This window comes from Corynebacterium sp. KPL1818 (genome assembly GCF_000478135.1).
GTDB lineage: Bacteria > Actinomycetota > Actinomycetes > Mycobacteriales > Mycobacteriaceae > Corynebacterium > Corynebacterium accolens.
This window is the reverse complement of the sequence record NZ_KI515758.1, coordinates 759,231-774,286: the sequence shown is the minus strand read 5'-3', so window position 1 is coordinate 774,286 and position 15,056 is coordinate 759,231. Positions and strand designations below refer to the sequence as shown.

The window sequence follows — 15,056 nt, the reverse complement described above, 5'->3', positions numbered from 1 at the left end:
TCTTACTACAGTAAGTAGTTATGAACAGACTATTGCGTGGCGCTCGTTGGCTTATGGGAACCCAATGGCCGGTATACGCTGCCTTGGTCTTGGGCGCCAATCTCATCGGCGCCATCGCGATCATGACCTTCATCCTCTATTTCCTGCCCATGCCGGAAATCGAGGACTTTGCCGCCGAGCTACCCAACTTGAAGGGCGTGGCGGCGGTCTACCTCATCTTTGCCGTCATCATCGGCATCGCCGCTACCCTGCTGCTCTTCCGCCCCGTGCTGGACTGGCAGCGCAATCCTGATGCACACGATCCAAATATGGTGCGCACCCTCGTGCTGCGCATCCCCGTGTACCAATCCCTGGTCGCGGCCGCGGTCTGGCTCATCGGCATCATCTTGACGGTGGCAATCTCCAGCGGGCAATCCGGGCGGCTCGGGCTCGTCGTGGGTGTCTCCACCACCCTGGCGGGCCTGGTGGTCATCATCTTGACCTACCTGCAGGCAGAGCGCCTCGTGCGTCCCGTCGCCGCGCAAGCCGTCGCCCGCCGCTTTGAAGATTCCACCGTCGAACCACCCATCAAATATCGCCTGTTTTCCACCTGGCTGATGACCTCCGGCGTGCCGCTGCTCGGCATCGTGTTGGTGCTGCTGGGGCAGCACACCGGGCTCTTCTCCGGCGATGCCAGCGAGATCATCCCAGCCATCGTGGCGCTGGCACTCACCGCGCTGGCTACTGGGTTTATCGGCACCAGCTTCGCCATCATGAGCGTGGTCGATCCCATCGTGGAGCTGCAGGATGCGATTAACCGCGTGCGCCGCGGCGAGTCCGATGCCGAGGTCGATATCTACGATGGATCCGAGCTCGGCGTCCTGCAGGCAGGATTTAATGAGATGATGCGCGGTCTGCGCGAGCGCCAGCGCGTCCGCGATATCTTCGGCCGCTACGTGGGCACCGAGGTGGCCCAGCGCGCCCTTGATGAGCGCCCCGAATTGGGCGGCGAGGACCGGAAGGTCGCGGTGTTGTTTATCGATGTCATCGGTTCCACCACCTTCGCGGTCAACCACTCGCCCGAAGAAGTGGTCACGGAGCTCAATAAATTCTTCGAGCACGTCGTGACGGTGGTGCACCGCAATAAGGGCATCATCAACAAGTTCCAAGGCGATGCCGCCCTCGCCGTCTTTGGCGCGCCGCTCAACGTGTACGACTCGACTTCGATGGCGCTGCAGGCCGCCCGCGAGCTGCGCGGGGAATTGCGCGGGCTCGAGCTGCAGGCCGGCATCGGCGTCGCCTCCGGCCACGTTGTGGCCGGCCACATCGGCGGCGCGGATCGCTTCGAGTACACCGTCATCGGCGATGCCGTCAACGAGGCCGCCCGCCTGACCGAAATGGCCAAGGACACCCCTGGCCAGGTCTTGACCAATGCTGCTACCTTAAAGACCGCCAACGAGGCCGAACAGGCCCGCTGGACCGTCATGAAATCCATCGAGCTGCGCGGGCGCCGCCGCATGACCCAGTTGGCGCGCCCCATCCGCGCCAGCCTGGCAGAAAGGTGCGAAATCTAATGGCAAGCACCCGCCTCATCGTGCCCGACGCGGCGCGCGGAATGGCGCTTTTAGGAATCGCGATAGCGAATATGACCACCGCGTGGATCATCACAGAGGACCGGCCGGGCGCGTATTTCGGCGGCATCCTCAATGACAGCGTGCTCGATAAAACCGCCGTCGTCTTCGGCGCTTTCTTCGTGCACAACCGCGGCCTACCCATGTTTTCTACCCTGCTGGGCTTCGGCGTGGGGCTTATTGCGATGAGCCTGTGGCGGCGGGGATTTCCGCTGGGGGAGGCAAGGAGGGTCATCGCCAAGCGCTATGGCTTCCTCGCGCTGTTGGGCGCGGTGCACATGGTGCTGCTGTTTTGGGGCGATATCATGTTTGTCTACGGCATAGCGGGCATAGTCATTGCCCTGCTGCTCACGCTGCACAATTCTACGCTGCGCAAGATTTCTCATATCGCGCTCGGGGTGCTGACGGTGCTCGGCATCGCCACGTTTATTTTCTCCGCGATTGACGGCGGGCTCGATATCCCCGTCGATGCCGTTGGCACGGTAAATTCCTACGGTGACCTGCTGCTCAGCCAGCTTCTCACCCTGGGCGCGCAGATCATCTCCGCCCCGCTCATCGTGCTGATGTACCTGCCGGTCATGCTGGTGGGCTTTGTGTGGGCGCGCGAGGGCGTGCTTGCCGATGTCCCCTCTCACCGCCCCCAACTCCTGCGCTGGGTGGCCATCGCCGCCGCCGTAACGCTGGTCATTGGCACGCTGTGGTCCTTAGGCACCCTCGGGGTCATTGATGAGCGCTGGGCGAACGCCGCCAGTAGCGCCAATTCCACCCTCGGCGTGCTAACCGGGCCCGGAATCCTCGCCGGGCTCGCGCTTATCCTGCAGCCCGTGCAAGAACGCCTTGCGGCCGGCGCCTCCGTGCCCGCCTTCTTGTGGCCCTTCGTCGCGCTGGGAAAGCGATCCATGAGCGGTTATGTGGGCCAGTCGATACTGTTTTTCCTTATCGTGCACCCCTTCACGCTGGACTACGGCCACGAGCTAGGCGCCTTCGGCCAAGCCGCCCTCGCCTGCGGCGTGTGGCTGGTCACCGTAATCGGCGCCTGCGTGCTCGAAGCGCTAGGCCTGCGCGGGCCCTTCGAGGTGGTACACCGCCGGCTATCTTATGGCCCGAGCATGCAGCCGGAGCGGAGCTTACCCAGTCAGGACCTTACCTAGTCAGGGCATCGACTAGCAGGAAGTGCCCCAAGGCAAAGGCACCGGCCTCCGCCGCGCCCACCGCCCGGGCCACCTTCGTGGGCTTGGCTTGTTTCTTATTTTTCTTCAGTATCCGCGTCTTCTGCTGAGACTCAGCAAAAGACAGTCGCGCCCGCAGTGCCGTCAGGCCCTCCGCCGTTACCAAGAGATTGGCGCCGTGGCTCAAGCCCTTCGTCGCATCGGTGCGCAGGCGCGGATCGCCCGCCAGCGCCGAGGTGGTCAGCACCGCCGCGCCGCCCACCGCTACCGCGGTCCGGGTGGGCTGCTTGCGCGTGGCGAGGAGCGCCGCCGCCCACGCCATGGCGCGCAGGCCCCACCCGCGGGCATCGTTGCGCGCGCCGCGCCGATAAAGCACCCAAGAATATGCCGCGTGGCTAGCGCTAACGCCGGCTACCCCAAGGAAAGAGGGGTGATGCAAGCGGCGCGATTTTTCCGCCTGCCCCACCGCGCCGGCCAACAAGGCGGGGCTCAGGGTGGGGTCCTGCGCCTCCGCCGCCAAAAGCGGCAGAAGCGGCGCGCTCGTGACGGCGTGGGCCTTCTTCCAGCCAAAGAGGCGGGACCACACCGTGGACTCGCCTAGCGCTAGGTACGCGAAACGCCGCCAGCCCCGCGGCGTGCGCCGGGCTGGGTCGGTGACATCAGCAAAAGTTTCAGACACCGCGCGGGTCAAGGCCGCGGCGCCTTCCTCGGTGCGGGCAAGAAAATCATTCATGCCCGCCACCTTACTTATCTCTGCACTTATTTCTTCCGCGAGCCGGCCTTCACCACGTTCTTCGTGCCGGGCGAAGGCTTCGAGCTGGATTTCTTAGCCGCCTTCTTCGTGCCCTTCTTAGTGGCCTTCTTCGTCGATTTCTTGGTCGACTTCTTTGTGCTCTTCTTAGAAGACTTCTTTGTGGACTTCTTCTTCGTCTCCCCAGAGGCCTCTTTGGCGCGGCGCTCGGAAAGCAGCTCGTTGGCGCGGGCATCGGTAAGCTGCTCCGGATCGTCGCCGCGGCGCAGGGACGCATTGGTGGTGCCGTCCGTAACGTACGGGCCGAAGCGGCCATCCTTAACGGTCATAGGCTTGCCCGAAACGTCATTATCGCCGAGCTGCTTCAGCGGCGGCTGTGCGGCCGCGCGGCCACGACGCTTCGGCTCCGCATAGATGCGGCGGGCCTCATCCAGGGTGATGCTAAAGATCTGCTCTTCCTTAGCCAGCGAGCGCGAATCCGTGCCCTTCTTCAAGTACGGGCCGTAGCGGCCGTTTTGGGCGGTGATCATCTCCCCGTCGTCCACGCCCACCTCGCGCGGCAGGGATAGCAGCTCAAGGGCCTGTTCCAGCGTGACGGTCAGCGGCTCCATCGAGCTAAAAAGCGAGGCCGTGCCCGGCTTCAGCTTCTCATCAATGTAGTCATTGATGCGCTTTTCCTTTTGCTTCGCGGCTGTCTTGGTCTCCCAATTCTTGGCGCGCTTGCCTTCCTCGGCGCGCTGTTTATCCTCTTCGGCGCGCTCCTTCGCGACGATCTCCAAGGCCTCCGCCTCGGCCTTTTCCCGCTCATCATCGCGGACGACCTCGGTGACATAGGGACCAAAGCGGCCTTCCTTCGCCACCACCATGCGCCCGTTTTCAGGGTTTTCGCCCAGCTGGCGCCCGCCCTGCGAGGTAGCAAAGAGCTTTTCCGCCAGCTGTTCATTCAGCCCATCCGGGGTCACCGTCTCCGAGAGGTTGGCGCGCTGGTATTCCACGCTGCCGTCCTCGTTGGTGCCGATCGCGCGCTCGATATAGGGCCCGTAGCGGCCGACGCGCACGAAGACCTCGCGGCCCTCCGAATCGGTATAGAGCTTGAGCGAGTTGACCTTGCGGGCATCGATGGCCTCGAGGTTGACATCGATAAGCGATTTCAGCCCGCCATGCCGCGCAATGGAGGCCGCCTTGTGCTCGTTGGCCTCAGCGTTGCCAAAGTAAAAGCCGTTGAGCCAGTCCGTGCCATCCTCCGTGCCGGTGGCAATCGAGTCCAGCTCATCTTCCATGGACGAGGTGAAGTCATAATCCACCAGCTCGGTGAAGTTTTCCTCCAAGAGGCCCACCACGGCGAAGGCTACCCAAGAGGGAACCAGGGCGTTGCCGCGCGAGACCACGTAGCCGCGGTCCTGGATGGTCTTGATGATAGAGGCATACGTCGACGGGCGCCCGATGCCCAAGTCTTCCATCTTTTTCACCAGGCTGGCTTCGGTATAGCGCGCCGGCGGGTTGGTGGAGTGGCCTTCTGCCGAGACCTCTTCGGCCTTCAGATCGCGGCCTTGCTCCAGGTGCGGCAGGCGGTTCTCGCTCTTCTTGCTCGTATCCTCGTCGGCGCCGTAAGCCTTCAAGAAACCCGGGAAGGTAATGGTGCGGCCGGTTGCAGAGAACTCGACATCATAGGCGCCATTATCCGTGGTCGCGGTGCCGGCGACCGCCACCTTCATGGAGGTGCCCTTGGCATCGGCCATCTGCGAGGCCACGGTGCGCTTCCAAATCAGGTCATAAAGCTTAAATTCCTCCGCATCCAGCTGGCTAGACAGCTGACCCGGGGTGGCAAAGGACTCACCGGCGGGGCGGATCGCCTCGTGCGCCTCCTGCGAGTTTTTGACGCGGCGGTCATAAACGCGCGGGGAATCCGAGACGTATTCTTCGCCATAAATGCTGGTAGCGGAGCTACGCGCGGCGTTCAAGCCCTGCTTGGACAGCGAAGAGGAGTCCGTACGCATATACGTAATGTGGCCGTTTTCGTAAAGGCGCTGTGCAATGCGCATCGTGCGCTCAGAGGTAAAGTGCAGGCGCCGGCCCGCCTCCTGCTGCAGCGTCGAGGTCATAAACGGCGCATAAGGCTTGCGGGTATAGGGCTTGTGCTCTACCCCGGCTACTGTCATGCCCGCGCCCTGCAGAGACTTTTCCAAGGCCTCCGCTTGCGGCTGGGTGATGACGATGACGTCCTTGGTCTTCACATTTCCGCGATCGTCGAAATCGCGGCCCACAGCCACGCGCTTGCCATTGACCGCGGTCAGGCGCGCGTCAAAGGCCGACGGGCCCTCGCCACTGCCCGCCCCCGCGTCCAAGGTGGCGAGCAAATCCCAGTAATCGGCGGAGATAAACGCCATGCGTTCGCGCTCGCGCTCGACGATGACCCGCGTGGCCACCGACTGCACGCGCCCGGCCGAAAGGCGCGGCATGACCTTCTTCCACAGCACCGGGGATACTTCGTAGCCGTAGAGGCGGTCGAGGATGCGGCGGGTTTCTTGGGCATCAATAAGGTCATAGTCCAAATCGCGGGTGTTTTCCGCCGCCTCCAAGATGGCGGACTTGGTGATCTCATTAAAGACCATGCGGCGCACCGGCACCTTGGGCTTTAAGACCTCTAACAGGTGCCAAGCAATGGCCTCGCCCTCGCGGTCCGGGTCTGTTGCCAGCAAGAGGCTATCGCACTGCTTCAGCTTGGATTTGAGGTCAGCGACCTTTTTCTTCTTATCCGGGCTGACGACGTAGAGCGGGGCGAAGTCATCTTCCGGATTAACACCCAAGCGGGCCCAAGATTCCTTCTTGAACTTCGCCGGCACGTCGGCAGCGCCCCGCGGGAGATCGCGGATATGGCCCACGGAGGCCTCCACGATGTAGTTATCTCCCAGGTACGGCTGGATCTTTTTCGCCTTAGTTGCCGACTCCACAATCACTAAAGTTTTGCCCGGCTCGGCCGCTTCTGCCACTTCGACTTCATCCCTTTCGATGATGCGAACATTAAAATTTGTGCGCTTTCAGCAATCGCCCCTAGCGTACACAGGTGGTTTATACCGTTCTTCGCACCATATACTCGGTAACACCAAAAGGCTGTGTAGGGGGCACTTCGCACCCCCACCGAACCGGTCTATACTGACCTTTTTAGAAAGTCCAGCAGCTGTGAAAGCATTGTTGGGGACGATAGCACACCCACAACACACCCCGTGGAGGATTAGATGGTTGACACAGTAACCATGTGGATTGAAGCCATCATGGGCACGGAGTGGGTTTATCCCATCGTGGGCCTGCTCATTTTCGGGGACTGTTTCTTTCCAGTGCTCCCCTCTGAAATCCCACTGAATATGGTCGGCGCTTGGAACGGCTCGCAGGGATTTCCGCACCTGCCCACCATGTTCTTTGTGGCACTTGTAGCCGCCATGTTGGGCGATAACCTGTGCTTTTTGCTGGGCACGCGGTTCATGCCGCTGCTTAACCGCATTCAAAAAGGAACGAAGGCCTACGAGGCCCTCTCCTGGGTAAAACGCAATGTGCGCCGCGGCGGCGGCGCGGCCATTATCATTGCCCGCTTTATCCCCTCAGCCAGGCTCTTTATGACCATTTTGCTGGGGTCAATGCGCTTTCCCTGGCCGGTCTTCCTCTTCTTCGACACCATTGGCGTGATGCTCTGGGTATTCCAGGCTTTGGCCATTGGTTATGTGGGCGGCATGGCGTTTTCCGATACCCCACTATTTGCGATGGTCATCAGCATTATCGCCGCCATCTTCATCGGCTTGGGACTGCAAAAGGCCCAAAACAGCATCATGGAGTGGTGGGATACCCGCCGCGGCTACGCCGAAACGCCCTAGGGCTCTAACCCCCTGGGGTTTAGAGGATGGAAACGGCCTGCGCCTGGTCGCCCTTCGGGCCGGATCCAACCTCGAAGCTGACCTTCTGGTTTTCTTCCAAGGTGCGGAAGCCGCTGCCCTGAATTTCGGAGTAATGCACGAAGATGTCTCCGCCGCCGTCCTCGCGCTCGATGAAGCCGTATCCCTTTTCGGAGTTAAACCACTTAACGGTTCCTTGTGTCATGGTGAACTGAGTTCCTTTTCTTAAAGAGGTAGCGCGGATTGCCGCGCCGGTAGTTATTCGGTAAATGGGTCCTCGAGCAGTACCGTGAAGTATAAAACCGCACCAAGACAACATTGGCCTGTCAACAGTGTGACACGTTCCACGCCAAAGCGATAGATTTAACTCACAAGGGGGTAAAAATTGTCTCACCCGGCTGGCGATAACCCCATTGGTGAAGAGCTCCTAGAACTCATCCAGCGGCGCCTTTCTGAGTCCACCCTAACGTTTCACACCACGCTCCCGGCAAAACGGGCGCGCTACGCCGACTGGCCGGAGTGGGTGCTGCCGGGGTTGAAGGAGAAGGTGGTAGATGGGGGCATCGGCAAGCTCTATGCCCACCAGGCCGAGCTCGCCGAATGCGCGTGGCAGGGCCGTGACGCGGTAATTTCCACCGGCACCTCGTCCGGAAAGTCTTTGGGCTATCAGCTGCCCATCCTCACCCGGCTGGCAGAGGATCAGACCGCGTGCGCCCTCTACCTCACCCCCACCAAGGCCCTGGGATCGGACCAGCTGCAATCCGCGCTCGAGCTGTGCCGCGGGATTCCGGAGCTCAAAAACGTGGTGCCCGCGCCCTATGACGGCGATACGCCCCTGGAATCCCGGTCGGGCGTGCGCGATCATTCGCGCCTGGTGTTTTCCAATCCCGATATGGTGCACATGTCCATGCTGGCCGCGCACGCGCGGTGGGCGCGGGTGCTGCGCCACCTGGAGTTCATCGTCATCGATGAATGCCACTCCTACCGGGGCGTATTCGGCGCCAATGTGGCCCTGGTTCTGCGCCGCTTGCTCCGCCTGTGCCGGCACTATGGATCGCGGCCCACCATCATTTATGCCTCCGCAACCATGAATGACCCGGCCCGGCATGCCGAGCGCCTCACCGGCCGCCCGGCGCACGCGATTACTGAGGATTCCGCCCCCACCGGCGCGCGCACGGTCGCGCTCTGGGAGCCTGGGTTCTTGGAGGGCGCAGAGGGCGAGCACGGCGCCCCCGTGCGGCGCGCGGCCACCACGGAGGCCGCCGAGATGATGGCAACCTTCATCGCGGAAGGTGCCCGGACCATGACCTTTGTGCGCTCCCGCCGCTCCGCCGAGGTCGTGGCGATGGTAGCCGCCGAGACCCTTTCCGGCAGTTTGGGCCGGCCGGATTTCGCGCAGCGCATCGCCGCCTACCGCGCCGGCTACCTGGCCGAAGACCGCCGCCGGTTGGAGCAGGCGCTTGACGATGCCTCCCTTTTAGGCGTCGCCACCACCTCCGCCCTCGAGCTGGGCATCGACGTTGGCGGGCTCGATGCCGTGGTCACCGCTGGTTTTCCGGGCACGGTGGCCAGTTTTTGGCAGCAAGCCGGGCGCGCGGGCCGCCGCGGGCAAGGCTCGCTCGTGGTGCTTGTCGCCCGCGATGAACCCATGGATACCTACCTGGTGCACCACCCCGATGCTCTCTTGGGCAAGCCGGTGGAAGCGAGCGTGTTTAACCCCACGAACCCCTATATCCTCTTTGGCCATATCTACTGCGCGGCGGTGGAAAAACCGCTGGATGATGCCACCATTGCTGAGTGGGGTGCCAGCGCGGTCATCCACCAGCTTGCGGAGCAAGGCCTCGTGCGCCGCCGGGAGCGCGGGTGGTTTGCCGTGCCCATTCCCGCTTCCAGCGCGGAAGAGCTTTCCCCGGAAACCGCCCACTCGGCAGTATCGCTGCGCGGCGGGGCGGGCGAGGAGGTCATGATCGTGGATGCCTCAGATGGCCGGCTATTGGGCACTATCGATGCAGCGCGCGCGACCAGCCAGGTCCACCCCGGCGCGGTCTACCTGCACCAGGGCGAAAGTTTTGTCATCGAGGAGCTCCTCCTATCCGATTATGTGGCACTCGCCCGCCCGGAGACCCCCGAGTATTCGACCACCCCGCGCTCTACTACGGATATTCGCATCGTGCGCGAGGCCGATAACCTGGTCAATTATTCCCCGGGCCTGTGGGTGGCGGACGTGGAGGTCGAGGTCACCGACCGCGTCACCGGCTACCAGGTGCGGCTTGCCGATGGCACCATCGGCGACGATATCCCCCTCGATCTCCCCGAACAGCGGCTGACCACCCGCGCCGTGGCCTATACCATCGACCCGCTGGCGCTTTCTGCGATGGGCATTACCGCCGCCGATACCCCCGGCACCCTCCATGCGGCCGAACACGCCGCCATTGGGCTGTTGCCGCTTATCGCCACCTGCGACCGCTGGGATATCGGCGGCGTATCCACCGCATTGCACGCGGATACGCAGCTTCCCACCGTCTTTGTCTACGACGGCCACCCCGGCGGCGCCGGGTTTGCCGAAGAAGGCTTCCGCCGCTTCCCCGAGTGGATCGCGGCCACCTTTGAGGCGGTGCGCTCCTGCCCCTGCGAGGCCGGGTGCCCATCGTGCGTGCAATCGCCCAAGTGCGGCAACGGCAATAACCCGCTGAGCAAGGACGGTGCCATCAAGCTGCTCGGCGCGCTCGTCACCATGACGCAGGAGGCCGCGGTTTAGACCGGGCCCGCCTTGGCCGTGGCGCTCTGGCCACGCACCGCGGCAACGGCGATGATATCGGGTGCATTGTCGGTGCATTCCTCAAGGCTCGCGTCGTTTTCCCGCGCGGTGCTGCCTGCCGCCGCACATGCATCTTTGCCGGTGGCTAAGGCCCACGCGCCGGCCACGGCGGCAAGGTCCGCGGCCACTTGCGCTTCATGGCGCGCGGTCACACGCGACCCCACCGCCGCGATGAACAGCAATAAGCTGATGATGGCGACGATGATTCCGGTGGCGGCGATGGTGGCGTATCCGTCCTCGCCGCGCAGTTTGCTAGTCATTGCCGGCCACCTCCGCGGGAAAGACCGCTTCCGCGCTCATGGTGCCGATGGGAGCATCGACGCTTACCGATGCCCGAATAAGCCCCGCACTTTCCTGCACGCTTACCCGGGCATCCTCGCGGGCCGGTTGGTACTCGACGCCGATGGCGTGCGACCTAGCCGCCGCGCCCGCCATGTCCACCGCCGCGATATAGGACGCCATCGTCGCGATCGCACCGATGATGCCCGCCGCCACGAGGACGAGGGAGCTTAATGCCAGGGCGGCTTCGATGGTCACCGAACCATCGTCATCGACTACCGTGCGCATGATTCCTCCTTTCTTGTGTTCTAGTGCGCGCGGTTAGCTCGGGGTATTCGATAGCGCATCGGTGATGATTCCCTCGATGGCATCGACCACGCCGCCGCCGTTGATAACCATGTACAGCACGCCGGCAAGTGCCGCGGCCGCAAGCGATCCCATGGCGTATTCAATGGTGCTCATCCCCTCATCGTTGCGGACAAGGGCGCGGGTGAGCTGGGAGTACTTAATAAATAGTGCAGACATAATGGAGAGTCCTTTCTTAAAAGGTGTGGTGGTTGAGTAGAAGTGAAAAATGGTGCATCTAGAAAAGCTGCGCGCCCAAGCTGATCACTACGGGCGCGAGGCCTAGAACGATAAATGCTGGCAGGAAGCACACCGCCAGCGGGAGGGCAATGAATACTCCTGCGCGCTCTGCTTTAGCCGTAGCGTGAGCAGATGCTTCGGCGCGCAAAGAAGTACAGATTCGCGTGCATCCGGCGGCTATGGTGGCGCCGGACTGGCCCGATAAGATGACAAGCCCCGCCACGTCCTCTAATCCCGCATGGCCCTTCATATGGTCCCATGCAGATTCCGTGGGCACGCCAACTCCTAGGAGCGCGGATACCGTCTCCCACAGGTGCTGGGTATCGGCCTCTGCCGTACGCGCGACTGCCGTAGCAGCGGCGTGCACCGTCAGGCCCGCACTCAGGCAAGCTGCGAAAAGCTCGATATCCCCGGCCACGAGGAGTGGATCCACGGTGGTAGAGGGCTGGAGTTTGCTCATCAATCCCCCGCGCGCTGTTGCGCCATCGCGCTTTCTTGGGCCGGCGCGCGGGGTCTTCGCCGTGTGCTGCGTTGCGTTCTGTTCCATAGCCGGTCCCAGCCGCCCCTTGGCGGCCGGCAGCCCAACGAGCACGGCCAGCGCTAAGCAGATAAAGGCCATCATGGTGCCGCCTTCCTGATGATGACGCGGGACCAGGCAAAGCCGCCGCAGGCAAGCCCCACCCCGATGACCAGCAGGATTCCGCCTAATCCCCCGCCGAGCAAGAAGCCCAGCGAATTAGCCCCCATCGCCCCGCCCATGGCGATGCCCGCTATGGGAAGACACGCCAAGACCGTGGCGGTAGCTTGGGGTCCTTGCAGTCCGGCCGCGGTGGATTGGTGGTGGCGGCGCAGCGCATCCATCCGGCTTTGGGCCTGCTCAAAGAGGCTTGCTACCGCGATGCCGTGCTGAGTAGATAATTCGAGCAGGTGGCCCAGCCGGGTAAGTTCCGCATCCGCATGGGCTCCTGAGAGCGCCACGTGTGGGGGCGCGCCGCGCGCCGCCGCAGTAGCGGTGGATTCTAAGGCCGCGCTCATATCCCGCGGCGTCGTTACGGGTAGGGACTCCGCCCCGCGCGATAGCGCGCTTGCAAGGGTTGCCCCGGCGCGCAGGTCAGCGGTGACGACCCCGAAGTATCCGGCCAGGGCCTCGCGGCCGCGCCGGCGCGCGCGGGCGGCCATGATGTCCTTGATATACCACGACACGCACCATGCGATGATCGCTGCCGCGACCGCAATGCTCATCCGCCCGACCGAGAAGAAGACCAAGCTGCCGCAGAATACGGCGCCCAAAATGACCAAGGAGCTGGCCTTTATCCGGCTGCCCTTGCCAGCGATGCGGGCAGCGCTCGAGGGCGCAGACAGCAAGAGAGCTGCGGCGAGCAATAAGAAACTAAGCATCCGCCTGACCTCCTGCTTCTTCGCGCTGTTCCTCCAACAGGGAGGCGGAGAATTCCGCAAAGCCGGGCGCGGGTCCCTCGGTCGCGCTCCAGACAATGCGCGGGGTGACCGGATTGCCCTCTAAGACGCCGATATGGGCCAGGCGCCGGCCGTGTGGCGTGCGCTCCATGGTGAGCACCACGTTGACAGCTGCCGCTAATTGCGAATGCAGGGCGCTGCGGTCCAGGCCGCCGAGTGCACCGAGGGCCTCCATGCGGGCGGGTACCTCAAAGAGGGAATTGGCGTGCAAGGTACCCGCCCCGCCATCGTGGCCCGTATTCAGTGCAGCGAGCAGATCGACTACCTCTGGACCACGAATCTCGCCGACGACGATGCGGTCCGGGCGCATGCGCAGCGCCTGCCGCAGCAACTGCGCCATCGTGATTTCGCCGCTGCCTTCCGCGTTTGCCCGGCGCGAAACGATGCTCACGCAATGCGGGTGGTGGGGTGATAGCTCCGCCGTATCTTCGATAACCACGATGCGCTCGCGCTCGGATACGGTTCCCAATAGCGCCGAGAGCAGCGTCGTCTTGCCGGAACCGGTACCGCCAATAACGAGGAAGGACACTCGCTTTTTCATCATCGCGATAAGCAGCTGGCCGATGTCTTCCGGCACGGTGCCATTGGCCACCAACTGCGGCAAGGTGGTCTGCGCCTGCCGCAATACGCGCAGGCTAATGCACGTCCCGCCCACTGCGGGTGGGCTTAAAAGTGCATGCACGCGGAGCACGACGCCATCGGGGCGCGTGACGCGGCCATCGGCAAAAGGCTGGGCATCATCAAGCCGCGTGCCCGAGGCCCCGGCCAGGCGGGAGGCGAGCTGGCGCACCTCCCCATCGTTGCGAAAGGTGATATCGCTGCGCTCGAGCCCCTCACCGCGGTCCATAAAGACGTCTTCGGGCCCGTTAACCACGACATCGGTCACGCCCGGCCGGGCCAATAAGGCATCCAGTGGCCCCATGCCGGTGGCATCTTGGCGCAAGCGCCGGAGCAGATCCACCACGGCGACGTCACTGATAACCCCTGCTTCTTCCCGGATCCGCCGGGCCAGGCTAGGGGCGTCGTGCACCAGATCCGGCTCGGCGGCAATGACGCGCTGCATCTTCTCCATGGTCTTTTCCATGGTTTCGGCCGAACTATCCATCGCCGCGCTCATGCCCCTACCTCCTCGCGCACCGCGCGGGCGGTCTTAGCAAGCGCTGCGGGGAGCCGGGCCGGTAATCCACCGATCTCGATGCTGCGGGTGAGCCCGCGCACGGTGGGCAATTGGGCGCTGACTCGGTGGTGGATGATGTCTTCTACCTCTGGCGCGCTGAGAGCCGCCCACTGCCGTTGGCGCAGGACCACCACGATATCGCGCCGCGCCTCATCCAGGCGCAGGATGAGTTGTGCGGCCGCTGCTGCCGAGCGCACCTCCGCGGCCACCACCAACACCACGTGCGTGCAGGCAGCCGGGATATTTTCGACCGTGCAATCCACCACGCACAGGCCCTCGCCCGCGTGCGCCGCGGACGTCGCCGCCGCCAAGAGCGTGGCATCAAGCGTGAAGGTGTCTTTCACCGTGCTGCGCGCTGCGGATAACACCGCTATGCCATCGGCGGTAGACGGTAAGGCGCGGTACAGGTCGGCGGCGTCGATGCTGCCATCGCCAATATTGAGCTCCGGCCAGCGAGCACCCGGCGCCGTTTCCACGCCGAGGAGGAGATCGAGGCCGCCGGAGTGCGCAGTGGCATCGATAAGCAGCGCCCGCGCCTGCTCACCCGCCGTGCAGTGGGAACGCGCCAGGGCCGCGGCAAAGGTGGAGGTGCCTACCCCACCGCTGGCGCCCACCACCGCGATGGTGGCGCTACCGGGGCGATCTTCTGGCGGGTGCGCGGCCTGGGCGATTGCCGCCAGCAAGTCCTTAATCTCCGCGGGGATAATAAAGGCGCGATCCGCATGGCAGGCAAGCGCTGCCTCATAATCGATGGGCCCTGGGTCCGCGGCGAGGAAAAGCACCGGGGCGGGCGCGGTCTGTGTGGCTTGGGCAGAGGCGATAACGCGCGCCATGAGCGCATCGACCAAGACCGTGTAGGCCCCGGGAAGGCTGCGCGGGATATCGCGGGGATCGGTGACCGTAATGACCTCGTGACTGGTCGCGGCGGCGGCATGGACCGCCTCGGCGCGCAAGGCTTCCTCGCCTATAGCAACGACGATGGTGGAGCGAGACTGTGCTGTATTCATGCCCCCTAGCCTGAAGCACCCGCGCCACCAGCACTAGAGACGTGACTTCCCGCCTGTGGATAAAAGCGCGAAAGCTACCACTTAGCGCTCGGTTAGTTGCATTTTCAACAAAGCCTTGTGGATAACCGTAGATATAGGTGACGGCCCGCGCATCGGGGGGTGCGCGCGGGCCGTCAGTAACCCGGCCTCGGGGGGCGAGCCGGGGCAGGCCACACTGTATATCGGGGCCTTGCACCGCTTATTATGACACGTTCACTACCCGATCACAACAGCTAAGAAAAATAATCTACCTGCACGGCC

General features: G+C 63.4%; 14 protein-coding genes. 4 read left to right on the top strand and 10 right to left on the bottom strand.

Annotated features, from left to right (window positions below; all coding sequences use genetic code 11):
* Window positions 1-20 precede the first annotated feature (20 nt).
* Together HMPREF1261_RS03580 and HMPREF1261_RS03575 are read left to right on the top strand one after the other, a co-directional pair.
* Window positions 21-1,553 (top strand): adenylate/guanylate cyclase domain-containing protein, encoded by a 1,533-nt coding sequence (locus tag HMPREF1261_RS03580; protein WP_034657889.1) that lies wholly within the window; start codon window positions 21-23, stop codon window positions 1,551-1,553.
* Window positions 1,553-2,761, top strand: coding sequence for a DUF418 domain-containing protein (locus HMPREF1261_RS03575; protein ID WP_023030008.1), 1,209 nt, complete (start codon window positions 1,553-1,555; stop codon window positions 2,759-2,761). Before HMPREF1261_RS03580 ends, HMPREF1261_RS03575 begins: the two co-directional genes overlap by 1 nt.
* Here HMPREF1261_RS03575 and HMPREF1261_RS12150 read toward each other — a convergent pair.
* Together HMPREF1261_RS12150 and topA are read right to left on the bottom strand one after the other, a co-directional pair.
* Window positions 2,754-3,512 carry a hypothetical protein gene (locus tag HMPREF1261_RS12150; RefSeq protein WP_023030007.1) on the bottom strand — a complete coding sequence of 253 codons (759 nt, stop codon included), beginning with the start codon at window positions 3,510-3,512 and terminating at the stop codon, window positions 2,754-2,756. The genes HMPREF1261_RS03575 and HMPREF1261_RS12150 overlap by 8 nt on opposite strands.
* 26 nt (window positions 3,513-3,538) lie before the next feature.
* The gene (topA, locus tag HMPREF1261_RS03565; RefSeq protein ID WP_023030006.1) at window positions 3,539-6,520 is read right to left on the bottom strand and encodes a type I DNA topoisomerase; all 2,982 of its coding nucleotides are present in this window, start codon (window positions 6,518-6,520) and stop codon (window positions 3,539-3,541) included.
* 246 nt (window positions 6,521-6,766) lie between these two features.
* Here topA and HMPREF1261_RS03560 point away from each other — a divergent pair, with 246 nt between their 5' ends.
* Window positions 6,767-7,396, top strand: a complete 630-nt coding sequence (locus tag HMPREF1261_RS03560; RefSeq protein ID WP_023030005.1) for a DedA family protein — start codon at window positions 6,767-6,769, stop codon at window positions 7,394-7,396.
* Window positions 7,397-7,415: 19 nt separating this feature from the next.
* On the opposite strand, the gene HMPREF1261_RS03555 is transcribed toward HMPREF1261_RS03560, so the two are convergent.
* Window positions 7,416-7,619, bottom strand: coding sequence for a cold-shock protein (locus HMPREF1261_RS03555; protein ID WP_005276524.1), 204 nt, complete (start codon window positions 7,617-7,619; stop codon window positions 7,416-7,418).
* 180 nt (window positions 7,620-7,799) lie between these two features.
* Here HMPREF1261_RS03555 and HMPREF1261_RS03550 point away from each other — a divergent pair, with 180 nt between their 5' ends.
* Window positions 7,800-10,172 carry a DEAD/DEAH box helicase gene (locus tag HMPREF1261_RS03550; RefSeq protein WP_023030004.1) on the top strand — a complete coding sequence of 791 codons (2,373 nt, stop codon included), beginning with the start codon at window positions 7,800-7,802 and terminating at the stop codon, window positions 10,170-10,172.
* Here HMPREF1261_RS03550 and HMPREF1261_RS03545 read toward each other — a convergent pair.
* Genes HMPREF1261_RS03545 through ssd form a run of 7 tightly spaced genes read right to left on the bottom strand, consistent with a single transcriptional unit; the run spans window position 10,169 to window position 14,756 of the window.
* On the bottom strand, window positions 10,169-10,492 hold the full coding sequence (locus tag HMPREF1261_RS03545; protein WP_023030003.1) for an Rv3654c family TadE-like protein: 324 nt from the start codon (window positions 10,490-10,492) through the stop codon (window positions 10,169-10,171). The two genes, HMPREF1261_RS03550 and HMPREF1261_RS03545, sit on opposite strands and share 4 nt — an antisense overlap.
* Window positions 10,485-10,799 carry a hypothetical protein gene (locus tag HMPREF1261_RS03540; RefSeq protein ID WP_023016597.1) on the bottom strand — a complete coding sequence of 105 codons (315 nt, stop codon included), beginning with the start codon at window positions 10,797-10,799 and terminating at the stop codon, window positions 10,485-10,487. The genes HMPREF1261_RS03545 and HMPREF1261_RS03540 overlap by 8 nt, the downstream gene beginning before the upstream one ends.
* Before the next feature lie 33 nt (window positions 10,800-10,832).
* The gene (locus HMPREF1261_RS03535; RefSeq protein ID WP_005276515.1) at window positions 10,833-11,036 is read right to left on the bottom strand and encodes a DUF4244 domain-containing protein; all 204 of its coding nucleotides are present in this window, start codon (window positions 11,034-11,036) and stop codon (window positions 10,833-10,835) included.
* A 58-nt stretch (window positions 11,037-11,094) separates the two neighbouring features.
* Complete coding sequence (locus tag HMPREF1261_RS03530; RefSeq protein ID WP_005280908.1) at window positions 11,095-11,718, bottom strand: type II secretion system F family protein; 624 nt, start codon at window positions 11,716-11,718, stop codon at window positions 11,095-11,097.
* On the bottom strand, window positions 11,715-12,494 hold the full coding sequence (locus HMPREF1261_RS03525; RefSeq protein WP_023030002.1) for a type II secretion system F family protein: 780 nt from the start codon (window positions 12,492-12,494) through the stop codon (window positions 11,715-11,717). Before HMPREF1261_RS03525 ends, HMPREF1261_RS03530 begins: the two co-directional genes overlap by 4 nt.
* Window positions 12,487-13,689, bottom strand: coding sequence for a TadA family conjugal transfer-associated ATPase (locus HMPREF1261_RS03520; protein WP_023030001.1), 1,203 nt, complete (start codon window positions 13,687-13,689; stop codon window positions 12,487-12,489). The genes HMPREF1261_RS03525 and HMPREF1261_RS03520 overlap by 8 nt, the downstream gene beginning before the upstream one ends.
* Window positions 13,686-14,756 carry a septum site-determining protein Ssd gene (gene ssd / locus HMPREF1261_RS03515; RefSeq protein ID WP_023030000.1) on the bottom strand — a complete coding sequence of 357 codons (1,071 nt, stop codon included), beginning with the start codon at window positions 14,754-14,756 and terminating at the stop codon, window positions 13,686-13,688. The genes HMPREF1261_RS03520 and ssd overlap by 4 nt, the downstream gene beginning before the upstream one ends.
* Between the last annotated feature and the right edge of the window lie 300 nt (window positions 14,757-15,056).

Coding starts and splice junctions, on each gene's coding strand:
- ssd (WP_023030000.1), bottom strand. CDS start 14,756: ATGAATACAGCACAGTCTCGCTCCACCATCGTCGTTGCTATAGGCGAG.
- HMPREF1261_RS03525 (WP_023030002.1), bottom strand. CDS start 12,494: ATGCTTAGTTTCTTATTGCTCGCCGCAGCTCTCTTGCTGTCTGCGCCC.
- HMPREF1261_RS03530 (WP_005280908.1), bottom strand. CDS start 11,718: ATGATGGCCTTTATCTGCTTAGCGCTGGCCGTGCTCGTTGGGCTGCCG.
- HMPREF1261_RS03545 (WP_023030003.1), bottom strand. CDS start 10,492: ATGACTAGCAAACTGCGCGGCGAGGACGGATACGCCACCATCGCCGCC.
- HMPREF1261_RS03580 (WP_034657889.1), top strand. CDS start 21: ATGAACAGACTATTGCGTGGCGCTCGTTGGCTTATGGGAACCCAATGG.
- HMPREF1261_RS03555 (WP_005276524.1), bottom strand. CDS start 7,619: ATGACACAAGGAACCGTTAAGTGGTTTAACTCCGAAAAGGGATACGGC.
- HMPREF1261_RS12150 (WP_023030007.1), bottom strand. CDS start 3,512: ATGAATGATTTTCTTGCCCGCACCGAGGAAGGCGCCGCGGCCTTGACC.
- HMPREF1261_RS03540 (WP_023016597.1), bottom strand. CDS start 10,799: ATGCGCACGGTAGTCGATGACGATGGTTCGGTGACCATCGAAGCCGCC.
- HMPREF1261_RS03535 (WP_005276515.1), bottom strand. CDS start 11,036: ATGTCTGCACTATTTATTAAGTACTCCCAGCTCACCCGCGCCCTTGTC.
- HMPREF1261_RS03560 (WP_023030005.1), top strand. CDS start 6,767: ATGGTTGACACAGTAACCATGTGGATTGAAGCCATCATGGGCACGGAG.
- HMPREF1261_RS03520 (WP_023030001.1), bottom strand. CDS start 13,689: ATGAGCGCGGCGATGGATAGTTCGGCCGAAACCATGGAAAAGACCATG.
- HMPREF1261_RS03575 (WP_023030008.1), top strand. CDS start 1,553: ATGGCAAGCACCCGCCTCATCGTGCCCGACGCGGCGCGCGGAATGGCG.